Raw genomic sequence first — 10,970 nt, 5'->3', positions numbered from 1 at the left:
CATCCCTCTATTTTAAAGTTTCTCTATAGGTGCTGAGCTTAGCAGCAGATTTTTAAGCCCCATATTCTCAAAATGCACTGTTATTTGCTTATCTCCTGTTATTTCCTTAACTGCAATTACTAGGCCTTTACCAAATTTATCATGTTTTATTTTCATTCCAGCCCTTATTTCATCATTGAAGGGCTTTTTCTGCCCAGAACTTTGCTGTATAGGCCTATTTATCGGTGATGTTAGGTTATGTGTCCTATTAATTACTGAAGTTCTGGTATTTTCATAACCATAGACTCTATTAAAACTGTTATTATATCTTGAAATATCCTCAATTAGACCTTCTGGTATTTCCTCTGCAAAGGAAGAAACAGAATTAAACATTGTTCTTCCAAACATCATCCTCTGTCTTGCACAGGTTAAATAAAGCCTCTCCTTTGCCCTGGTAATACCAACATAGCAAAGTCGTCTTTCTTCCTCCATCTCACTTTCATCCTCCAAGGCTGAAAAATGAGGGAAAATACCTTCTTCAAATCCTGCTATGAAAACAACAGGAAATTCAAGACCCTTTGCTGTATGAAGTGTCATTAGTGTAACCCCACCTGCCTCACTTAACTGATCCTGATCTGATACAAGTGCAACCTTTTCAAGAAAGGCAGGAAGACTTTTATCTTCTGATTTTTCCTCAAACTCAATAGCAGCAGAGTAAAGCTCCTGAAGGTTTTCAATCCTGCCCCTGCTCTCTGGAGTATTTTCTTCCTTAAGCTCTCTTAAGTAGCCTGTTTTTTCAAGTATTTCATTTATCAATTCTGACACCTTAAGACTTTCTTTAGCAAGAATAAAATAGTTCATTAAACTAATAAACTTATGAAGTGAGTTTAATGCCCTTGTATTTATACCTTCTACGGCATCAATTTCTAATAATATGCTGTAAAGGCTGACATCCATTTCCCTGGCATTATCCTTCAGCTTTTCTATTGTTGCATCTCCAATTCCCCTTTTTGGTGTATTAATTATCCTCTCTAAACTTATACCATCTAAAGGATTATTGATGACTTTTAAATATGCAAGAATATCTCTTATTTCTTTTCTGTCGTAGAATTTAAGACCTCCAACAACCTTATAGGGCACTGATGATGTTACAAATTTTTCCTCCAGAATACGTGACATTGCATTTGTTCTATATAGAATTGCAAAATCTCTGTATGAATTCCCTTCTTCAACTAATTTTTTAATTTCATTAACAATGAAATATGCCTCGTCTCCATCAGTATCTGCCTTATAAAATTTAATTTTCTCTCCCTCTTCATTTTCTGTCCAAAGTCTTTTAGCCTTTCGTCTTTCATTATTTGCTATCACAAAATTCGCAGCATCCAATATTTTTTTCGTACATCTATAATTCTGCTCAAGCTTAACTATCTTAACCTCTGGATAATCCTTTTCAAACTCTAGAATGTTTCTAATATCTGCACCTCTCCAGCCATAGATTGAATTATGTACTACTACACCTTCACACACAAATTGCCTGTATTGTGGAACTGATAAATCGTATACATATCCTTCATATTCTTCTACTTCTACACTCTCGATAATATCTTCTACAATCCTTCCATTTTCATATACAGCTAAAGACATTGACGGCTTCATATGTGCAAATGCATATAGTCGAAACTTTTTTCCTCAGTTAACCTTGCCTTCTTTACGATTTCTAAATCGTTATCTATTTGGGCTATTTTTTTTGCATATAAGACAGCCTCGTCATAGTCTTTCCTTTCTGTTTCTATTCTCCAGGTATCTCTCTGGCCATCACGTACTGGAAAATCATTTTCCTGCGCACTTTTTTTCAATTCATCCCCTGATGTAATAAGGGCAATCCTATGACTACAGCAGTTTGTTCCTTGATATCTTTTTCCACCAAAGGAGCATATATTAACAATCCTTCTTGTTGACTGTCCTTTAATTACAGCATTACATATATGATGAGGATACTCCTCAAATATCATATTATCTTCCATTAGCCTTGATGCAGCCTCTTGGGTATTTATTTCATTGAATATTTTATTTATATATTCCTGCGTCATAGACATCTTACGTCCTGTTGTTTCAAACACAGTTGTAGGTATTCCATATCTAAATGCAAAAAATTGTTCATAGTATGAGGCCTCTGCCTTATTATTACACACTTTTAAAATCCACATCTTATCTGCATGCTCTTGATTCAGTCTTACATAAAGACCGCTAACTATTTCACCTTTTCTACTTCTTACATCCTGTGTTTGACCTATTCTAAAACCTACGCCCCGTTTATACATCAAATAAACATAATAAACACCTGGATTAGCATTAATCTTAGCAAATCCTATATGGTTCGGCGTTGCTTTAATTTCTCTTCCTGTTTTAGTTGTTACTTTTATTACTGGTCCAACATATTTTTTCTTCATCACCTTATCTACAACACCTATACCTGCTTCACCATATCCTGCAGCACAAACTACATTATCTTTTTCCTTTATCTCCTCGATGTTGCTATCCCCGTTAGGAGTTGTAATCTTCATTCCCTTTAAGATACACTGATCATCATCGCCAACGACGCATAGGTTTTTGTGTTCACTAGACATAAGCTTAATAAGTTCATATTGAGCTTTATTTGTATCTTGATACTCGTCTACCATTATATATCTGAACTTTCTTTGATAATATTTTAAAACATCATCATGTTCCTTAAACAATAAAACCGTTTTCATTATAATATCATCAAAATCCAGTGCATTATTATCCTTTAATTTTTTTTGGTATAATTTGTAAATTTCTGCTATTTTTCTTGTTTTAAAGTCATTAGCATTTTTTCTGTAGAAAGTGTCTGCATCAATCAGAACATCCTTTTGTGAACCTATTTTATTTATAATATCCTTTGGAACATAAAGTTTTTCATCAAGGTTCAATTCCTTCAGACATTCCTTTATTAATTTTTCCTGATCATTTGTATCATAAATAACAAAATTTTTATTATATCCTATTTTATCTATATCCTGTCTTAAAATCCTGACACATGTTGAATGGAAAGTACTTACCCACATATTTCTTGCTTCTTCACCAACAAGTCCCTGGATTCTCTCCTTCATCTCAGCAGCAGCTTTGTTAGTAAAGGTAATCGCCAGAATATTTCCCGGGAAAACTCCTTTTTCTATCAAATTAGCTATTCTATATGTCAAAACTCGTGTCTTTCCTGACCCAGCACCTGCTAAAATCAGCAGTGGACCTTCTGTAGATTCAACTGCTTCCCTTTGTTCTTTATTCAAATCCTTTAAATCTATCATAAACTCCTCCTGAACACCTTATTTAGATATCCCTAATATTATAGCATTATTGCCATAAATGCAAAACCTTATAATCAAAATAAATAAGGGCTGTAACATCAGCACTTTTTAACCGCTAATGTTACAGCCCCTCTATATTAATTATAAAATATTACTCCTGATTATTGTTTTTCTTTTCCTTTAATCTTTCAAAAACTATCTGATAACCTCTGTTTCCGTAATTTAAAGACCTGTTAACTCTGCTTATTGTTGCTGTACTCGCTCCTGTAGTATCCGCTATATCAATATAGGTCTTTTTCTGCATTAACATTTCAGCTACCTGAAGTCTTTGTGATATAGCATTAAGCTCATTTATTGTGCATATATCCTCAAAAAACTTATAGCAGTCTTCAATACTTTGCAACTGTAAAATTGCTTCAAATAATTTATCGTTTTCTTTACTCTTAATTCTTGAAACGAACTCCTTCATTTAATCACCCCATATATAAAATAAACTTCCAAATATAAGTATTAATCTGCATACGGCTTGTCTATAATAATTATACCATAATTTCTTACTTTAGTGTAATGAAATATTTGTTTTACTTACAGTTGAAGTGAATATGAAATGATATAAATTAAAATAATAATAGTGTAATTATAGGAGAGGAGGAATATATATGGTTCTTGAGGTTTCACAGAATGAATTCGATAAAGAAGTTCTCAATTCACAACGTCCGGTTCTTGTAGATTTTTATGCAGATTGGTGTCAGCCATGTAAAATGTTGTCCCCAGTCATAGAGAGTATTTCCCATAAATATGGTGAAATGTTGAAAGTAGTAAAGGTTAATGTTGATAAAAGTGCAGATATTGCAAATCAATATAGCATTAACAGCATACCAACCTTAATAATGTTTAAAGATAAAAAGGCAGTAAAAACCTTCGTAGGCTTTAAGCCGCAACCAATTTTAGAAAAAGAAATAAGTGAGTTTTTCTCTTAATATATTATGAATGAAATTTATGATGTAGTAATAATAGGTTGTGGCCCAGCTGGATTATCTGCCTCTATTAATGCCAAAATAAGAAACAAAAAGCTTCTACTCCTGGGAGTAGAGCTCTGTAGTCCTAAACTTCATAAAACACCAATAATATATAACTACCCTGGTCTTCCTAATATAAAGGGAGAAGATTTAAGGCAGTCCTTAATTCGCCATGTTGAGTCAATGGGAATTGAAATAACAAAAAAGAAGGCTGATGGAGTCTATTCTTTAGGGGAGGAATTTAACATACTTTGCGGAAACGAGACCATCAGATCCAAAACCTGCATAATTGCCACTGGTATATCCTACGGCAATGATATTGATGGGGAGAAAGAATTCTTAGGAAATGGTGTTGGATACTGTGCTACCTGTGATGCACCACTATATAAAGGAAAAAACGTTGCCATCATAGGATATACTTCAGAGGGTGAAGAAGAGGCTGAATTTTTATCTGAGGTTTGCAGCAAAGTCTATTATATTCCAATGTATAAATTCTCTTCCAAACTCAAAGGAAATATAGAAATAATTAATGAAATCCCACTTAAAATTATTGGAAATAAACATGCTAGTGGAATTTTGTTTAACAATTCAACACTTAACGTTGATGGTGTGTTCTTAATAAAAGAGACTGCTCCAATGGAACAACTTGTTCCTGGCCTTGAGCTTTATGAAAAACATATTAAAGTAAACAGAAATATGGAAACCAACATACCTGGTCTATATGCAGCAGGGGACTGTGCAGGTAAGCCTTATCAGCTTGCTAAAGCTGTCGGTGAAGGACAAATAGCTGCCCTGTCAGCTGTAAGCTATATAGATAAGATGAAACACTAACAAATAAAACAATTAACAATAAGGACTCTGTTATTAACTTTTAATTTGCAGAGTCCTTTTCTTACTTAACAATTTTTATTACTCCATTTATAGTTTATGGGGCATTTCCTTATGCAGCTTCATTATTCTTGTTATCTCATCCTCCGAAGCTCCCAAAAAAGTTAAAGCCCTCATCATTTCTTTGTCACATGACTCTGAAGTAAACTCCGGGGAAGTTGCCACTGTCATCATCTCTATATTTTCAAAGGCTGGTAGATGTAAAAGATTGCAGATACAATATTCTATAACCCTGTTTCCAATTCTTGTATCTACTTCAAACTTAATTTTTAACTGATTTTCTTCATATCTATAATCTAATATCATATCCTCTGGTATAAACTTTTTAGCCAAATCTGCTTCAGATAAATCATAAAGACCATCAGGAATAACCCAGATTATTTTAGATATAAAACCATCCCTTATAGCAAACCAAATGTAATCGTCGCAACCCATATCAGTATCCCTTAAAAGTGTAAGATTCCTATTCTTATTTCTATATAAATCACTATGGGCATCTATATGAATAAGAGTATTGTCCATTAGCCTTTTTATCCACCAGTAGGTATAACTTTTTTTATGATTAGTAAAGAATTTTTTATCCTTTGAATTTAACAGCCCCTTACTTTTTAGCAACTCAATAAATTCATCAACATTATCCACAGAACATTCTTCATATTTATACATCCTTACATTATTAATACTTTCTTTTCTAATAGGCTTTACAAGAAAATCTAAATCTATATCTAGATATACTGCCATTTTTTCACTCTCCTGAATATAAATCAATATTTTTTTGTTTTCTACAAATAATATAACTGCAAATTAAAATAATTTCTAGGAGGTTTTCTAATGAAGGGAAAAATACACGACATAAACGAAAAATATGCCCTGATTAAGCTCCCAGATGGCAGAACTATGAATATGAAGGTTGAGAATTTACCTAGTAATGTAAAAAAAGGTCACGAAATACATCTCACTGGTGAAATTCCACCTTCCATGGAGTAACTTTTATGCTTGGGCGAATAATTAAAGTTGAAAATGGCACTACAAAAATTGTTACAGAGGATAACAACATCATATCCTTAAAAACTGATTTTTTACCCTTAAACAAAACAACAGGAGAATATGTTGAAATTGTTGATGGAAAAATAGTGCTCAGGATTAACTGATTCCTGAGCACTATTTTTCTATAGCATTAAAAAGATTTTCCAGCTCATCCTCCGTGAGCTCTCTATATTCGCCAAGTTTTAAATTTTCATCAAGCTTTAAAGGTCCCATCTCTATTCTCTTTAAATAAACTACCTTTTTCCCAACAGCTTCAAACATCCTTTTAACCTGATGAAATTTACCTTCATATAAAATAACCTCGATTTGTGATTCTTCCTGAGATTTAAGTATCTTTAATTCAGCAGGCATAGTTTTATATCCGTCATCTAAAACTACACCTTTAGAAAATTTTGAAACATCCTCCTCTGTAACTATACCACTTATTACAGCATAATATTTCTTTGGAACATGTTTTTTAGGTGATAAAAGTCTATGGTTTAAATCACCATCGTTAGTTAGCAATAATAAACCTTCCGTATCCTTATCTAACCTTCCAACTGGTGCAGGTTTAAAAATCTGATATTCTGGTGCAATTAAATCAATAACCGTCTTGTCATAATAATCTTCAGTTGCTGAAATGACTCCCTGAGGTTTATTCATCATTAAATAAATGTATTTTTTATATATTAATTTTTCACCATATACAAAGATATCATCATCTTCAGGTGAAACATGCATTGAAGCATCTTTTACTATATTTCCATTAACACTTACTTCCTTTTGTTTAACCAGAAGTTTAACTTCCTTTCGTGTTCCATACCCCATGTTTGCTAAAATTTTATCCAATCTTTCTTTAGCCATCTTCTTCCTCCAAAATCATGCATATTTTTCACTATATACATTATATATAATATGAAAAATATTATACAGCATTTAAGCTGAAATTTGAAATTCCTATACCAATAGGGAACAGTTCTTTACTGTCCCTGTCTATCTTCTTTTGAAAGAATCAGGGATATAAACATATTTGCAATAAGTATTTTAGGCATCGCTACTGCCAAAAATCTACGAAATCTCTTAATATTATCGTTAGTTTCATATAAATACGGGTCATATGAAATTAAAAATTTTCCTTCTATTAACGTCTTTTTTATTTCTCTGTCAAATTCAAGTTGGCTTCTGCTTAATATAAGCTTTGTTAACCCTTTAATGTATTCTTTAAAATCAGCACTGTTTTTTATTACATCATATTCCTTCATTATTTCCTGAACTAACTCATTTAAATCATATATCCTTCTTCTATCTATTCCCAGCTGTTCAGCTGTAATCTCAGCCATTGCTGGAAAAATACTATAACTATCCAGTTTTTGACCAGCATATTGGTTAATGGTTCTTAAAATTCTATCCAAAATCAATTTGCTATTGGCTGCTGATTTTGGTCCTAAACTTACACCTAAAAAGTTATACATTTTTTTTATTTCTTCTAAACCAATATTATCAATGTAATGTCTTTTTTTATCTTCAAACTCATCTGAAGGTATAATATAGTATCTACTTCCCTTTAACTTTCCAAAGGCTTTTAAAGTATCGTAATACCCTATATCTATATTTATTTTAGACCTTTCCCCATTGAAATCTAATGTTCCACCTAAATCTTCAGAATTCTTTATCTCAATAATATTTAAACCTTTTTTATCTATTTTTCTAACAAGTCCTAAACCTGAAATATCCACTACAATTATATCTTTAATCCCTTTTTCAATCATCAAGGAAACTGGAATGTTATCATAAACCCCACCATCAATAAATTTCTTACTGTCAATTTCATGGGGTTTAAAGGCTGGAAAACATGAACTTGCAAGAAGATAATCAACTAATTTTCCATCAGGAATATCTGATTTAAATACTTTTATTGGTTTAAAATCTGATAATGAAAAAGTAACCATACCTAAATCTATCTGAGAATCTCTAATCTTCTTTTCATTTATAATACGGTTTAAGAGTTCCTTTAGTGGAGTAACATCTAAGCCTCCTGATGATATCATATTTTTCATTGCAGCCAAAACAACAGGTGATTTCTTGTTTTTTTCATTCACCACTGCTAGTTCCTTTTCTACTTTTATTACACTCTCAATAGATAAACTTGTCCATAATTCAGATGCTAATTCATAATCATCTTGAACAATCATTGCTCCATTCAGTGCTCCAACTGAAGTGCCTGCAACAGCTTTAATAGGTATATCAAGCTCCTTTAAAGCTTTCCATACTCCTATTTCATATCCGCCTTTGGCACCTCCTCCACCTAATACGAGACCATATCCATTCATCTTATTTCACCCCCAATGGGCAGCTATAAATTTTTATAGGTATTGTATGTCTTCATAACTTTATCAACATATTTCTGCGTTTCCTTAGGCATTTTATTTATTTCTTCAACAGTATCTACACCACGTTTGTTCATTCGCCCAATTCCACCATTATATGCAGAAAGTGCTAATTCCTTATTACCATTAAATGCATTTATAAGTCTCTTAATATATCTTGTTCCCCCATCAATGTTTTCTAATACGTCAAAGGGATTATTAACTCCTAAAGATTTTGCAGTTGAAGGCATCAATTGCATTAACCCCATAGCCCCTGCCTTTGAAATTGCATTTTGGTTAAATCCTGATTCATTTTTTATAATTGCTCTTATAAACTCCTCTTCGACACCATACTTTTGTGATGCATATTTAATAGCACTTTCTATATCCATTGTTGATTTTTCTGTTATCTTTATATCCTCATTATAATTTAAATTACTATTTTTAAATTCATCACTACTAAAATTCCTATCAACACCTAGGTTTTGATAATTCATCCCTTGGGATAAACCATTTACGTCAATATCTTTCATCAAGCTCTGAAGAATCAACTCAAACATAGCTGATGTTTGCGGATTGCTATTATCACCTGAGTTAAGACTTTGAAGAATATAAACTTGAATTAGCTTTGAAACATGTTCAACATTCACTGTCTGTCCCTCCTCTTGCTAATAATTATAACACAAAAACATCAGAACTCATGTTAAAATTTTTAGAAAATTAGTAGTGTTATTTCCCACATTTTCTACACATAGCAAGTTTTTTCTTTGTTTTGGTTTTATATGTAGCAAAGGTAGGTGAAATTTCAAACAATTGTTGACTGTCCCTTATTTTTTTCTTTTTGATAAATAATTTTCTTTGAAAACTCACATGCTATTTTTAGATGTATGAAAGGAGAGATATGATGAATAAAGAGACTTCAAAAAACGGTTATCCAATAACTGAACATTTCCAAAATGCATTAATTTGGCCTGAAGGACCAAAGGGCAGATTAGATTTAAATGATACATATGAAGTATCATCTATACCGGAAGATCCAGATACACCAATGGAATCCGTTGAAACTCTTCAAAGAAAAATGGTTATGCCAAAGGATATAGGAAGGTCCTAAAGCCTTCCTATATCCTTTCTATAATAAATTCCTTCAAAATTAATATTGTTTAAATCTTCATATGCCCCTTTAACTGCGTCATTTAGTTCCTCTGCCACATAAGTTACAGCTAAAACTCTGCCTCCGGAAGTAGTTAATCTATTACTTTCTGCTGCAGCTCCAGCAATAAATACCTTTCCCTTCGTTTTTTCAATTCCTGTAATTTCAAAACCCGTTTTGTATTTTCCTGGATATCCCTTTGAAGATGCAATTACACAACATGAATAACCCTGAAACCATTCTATCTGAATTTCATTAAGCCTATTATCACAGGCATTTATTATGATTTGGGTTAAATCACTTTTCATAAGGGGAAGTAATGCTTCGGTTTCCGGATCCCCCATTCTTACATTGTATTCTAAAAGATATACTCCCTTTTTTGTTATCATGATTCCAAAGAATATAATTCCTGTAAAATCCATTTTTTCTTCCTGAATACCCTTAAGTGTAGGAATCATTATGTTCTCCTGAAAGTCCTTATACACTTCTTCTGTACAATATGGATTCGGTGCTATAACCCCCATACCTCCAGTATTAGGACCCTGATTGCCTTCAAATATGGTTTTGTGATCCTTTGCTGATATAAAAGGTATGATTGTTTTTCCATCTGTAACTGACAAAATTGATGCTTCAACTCCATCTAAATATTCTTCTATAACTATTCTCTTTCCTGCACCTTTAAAGATATCCTGTATCATAAAATCTGATATTACACCCTGTGCTTCTTCAAAACTGTTACATATTGCCACACCTTTTCCTGCAGCAAGTCCATCAGCCTTTATTACAATTGGATATTCACATTCCTTTAGATACTCTACAGCTGATGCTTCCTCCTCAAAGACTTCATAGGCTGCCGTCTTTACATTATATTTTTTCATAAAGTTTTTGGAAAAAATCTTGCTTCCTTCAAGCTGTGCAGCCCTTTTAGAAGGTCCAAAAATCCTGAGTCCCTCTTTTTTAAAAACATCAACTATACCTTCAACTAAGGGGGCCTCAGGCCCTACAACAGTTAAATCTATGTTTTCTTTCCTTGCAAAATTAAGTAAATCATCTATTCTGGTTAAATTAATGTTGTGACACTTATTTTCAAAAAAGGTTCCGCCATTTCCAGGTGCACAATATATTTTTTCAACATCAGAATTCTGACTTATCTTCCAGGCAATTGCATGTTCTCTTCCGCCGCTTCCTATAACTAGAACCTTCAAATTATCACCTC

13 protein-coding genes are annotated in these 10,970 nt (G+C 32.7%); 5 read left to right on the top strand and 8 right to left on the bottom strand.

Annotated elements, in window-relative coordinates; translation table 11 throughout:
- Nucleotides 1-12 precede the first annotated feature (12 nt).
- The 3 genes from Q428_RS15705 to Q428_RS04095 all read right to left on the bottom strand — a co-directional run bounded on the left by Q428_RS15705 (nt 13) and on the right by Q428_RS04095 (nt 3,774).
- Nucleotides 13-1,635 carry a 3'-5' exonuclease gene (locus Q428_RS15705; RefSeq protein ID WP_201769244.1) on the bottom strand — a complete coding sequence of 541 codons (1,623 nt, stop codon included), beginning with the start codon at nt 1,633-1,635 and terminating at the stop codon, nt 13-15.
- Nucleotides 1,632-3,305, bottom strand: coding sequence for a UvrD-helicase domain-containing protein (locus Q428_RS16640; protein WP_423219572.1), 1,674 nt, complete (start codon nt 3,303-3,305; stop codon nt 1,632-1,634). The genes Q428_RS15705 and Q428_RS16640 overlap by 4 nt, the downstream gene beginning before the upstream one ends.
- Before the next feature lie 151 nt (nt 3,306-3,456).
- Nucleotides 3,457-3,774 carry a YerC/YecD family TrpR-related protein gene (locus Q428_RS04095; RefSeq protein WP_035378451.1) on the bottom strand — a complete coding sequence of 106 codons (318 nt, stop codon included), beginning with the start codon at nt 3,772-3,774 and terminating at the stop codon, nt 3,457-3,459.
- Between the two features lie 190 nt (nt 3,775-3,964).
- Here Q428_RS04095 and trxA point away from each other — a divergent pair, with 190 nt between their 5' ends.
- Together trxA and Q428_RS04085 are read left to right on the top strand one after the other, a co-directional pair.
- Complete coding sequence (trxA, locus tag Q428_RS04090; RefSeq protein ID WP_035378449.1) at nt 3,965-4,285, top strand: thioredoxin; 321 nt, start codon at nt 3,965-3,967, stop codon at nt 4,283-4,285.
- A gap of 6 nt (nt 4,286-4,291) precedes the next feature.
- Entirely contained in the window at nt 4,292-5,155 is an 864-nt protein-coding gene (locus Q428_RS04085; RefSeq protein ID WP_035378448.1) for an NAD(P)/FAD-dependent oxidoreductase, read from the top strand.
- Between the two features lie 87 nt (nt 5,156-5,242).
- On the opposite strand, the gene Q428_RS04080 is transcribed toward Q428_RS04085, so the two are convergent.
- A complete protein-coding gene (locus Q428_RS04080) occupies nt 5,243-5,953 on the bottom strand; it encodes a hypothetical protein (RefSeq protein WP_051514912.1) in 711 nt (236 codons plus the stop codon).
- Nucleotides 5,954-6,043: 90 nt separating this feature from the next.
- Between Q428_RS04080 and Q428_RS15350 the strand changes: the two genes are divergently transcribed.
- Complete coding sequence (locus tag Q428_RS15350; protein ID WP_161633586.1) at nt 6,044-6,199, top strand: hypothetical protein; 156 nt, start codon at nt 6,044-6,046, stop codon at nt 6,197-6,199.
- 5 nt (nt 6,200-6,204) lie between these two features.
- Nucleotides 6,205-6,363, top strand: a complete 159-nt coding sequence (locus Q428_RS15345) for a hypothetical protein (RefSeq protein WP_161633585.1) — start codon at nt 6,205-6,207, stop codon at nt 6,361-6,363.
- A 10-nt stretch (nt 6,364-6,373) separates the two neighbouring features.
- On the opposite strand, the gene Q428_RS04075 is transcribed toward Q428_RS15345, so the two are convergent.
- The 3 genes from Q428_RS04075 to Q428_RS04065 all read right to left on the bottom strand — a co-directional run bounded on the left by Q428_RS04075 (nt 6,374) and on the right by Q428_RS04065 (nt 9,254).
- Nucleotides 6,374-7,102: a pseudouridine synthase gene (locus Q428_RS04075; protein WP_035378445.1), complete on the bottom strand. Its 729-nt coding sequence runs from the start codon at nt 7,100-7,102 to the stop codon at nt 6,374-6,376.
- A gap of 116 nt (nt 7,103-7,218) precedes the next feature.
- Nucleotides 7,219-8,568: a patatin-like phospholipase family protein gene (locus tag Q428_RS04070; protein WP_051514910.1), complete on the bottom strand. Its 1,350-nt coding sequence runs from the start codon at nt 8,566-8,568 to the stop codon at nt 7,219-7,221.
- Nucleotides 8,569-8,591: 23 nt separating this feature from the next.
- Nucleotides 8,592-9,254, bottom strand: a complete 663-nt coding sequence (locus Q428_RS04065; RefSeq protein ID WP_035378443.1) for a lytic transglycosylase domain-containing protein — start codon at nt 9,252-9,254, stop codon at nt 8,592-8,594.
- Nucleotides 9,255-9,508: 254 nt separating this feature from the next.
- Between Q428_RS04065 and Q428_RS04060 the strand changes: the two genes are divergently transcribed.
- Nucleotides 9,509-9,715 (top strand): hypothetical protein, encoded by a 207-nt coding sequence (locus Q428_RS04060; RefSeq protein ID WP_035378441.1) that lies wholly within the window; start codon nt 9,509-9,511, stop codon nt 9,713-9,715.
- Here Q428_RS04060 and purD read toward each other — a convergent pair.
- Nucleotides 9,712-10,959: a phosphoribosylamine--glycine ligase gene (gene purD / locus Q428_RS04055; RefSeq protein WP_035378440.1), complete on the bottom strand. Its 1,248-nt coding sequence runs from the start codon at nt 10,957-10,959 to the stop codon at nt 9,712-9,714. The two genes, Q428_RS04060 and purD, sit on opposite strands and share 4 nt — an antisense overlap.
- Nucleotides 10,960-10,970 lie beyond the last annotated feature (11 nt).

The sequence above is a fragment of the Fervidicella metallireducens AeB genome (assembly GCF_000601455.1).
Lineage (GTDB): Bacteria > Bacillota > Clostridia > Clostridiales > Caloramatoraceae > Fervidicella > Fervidicella metallireducens.
The sequence above is the reverse complement of the archived record's forward strand: the minus strand, read 5'-3'. Positions and strand labels throughout refer to the sequence as shown.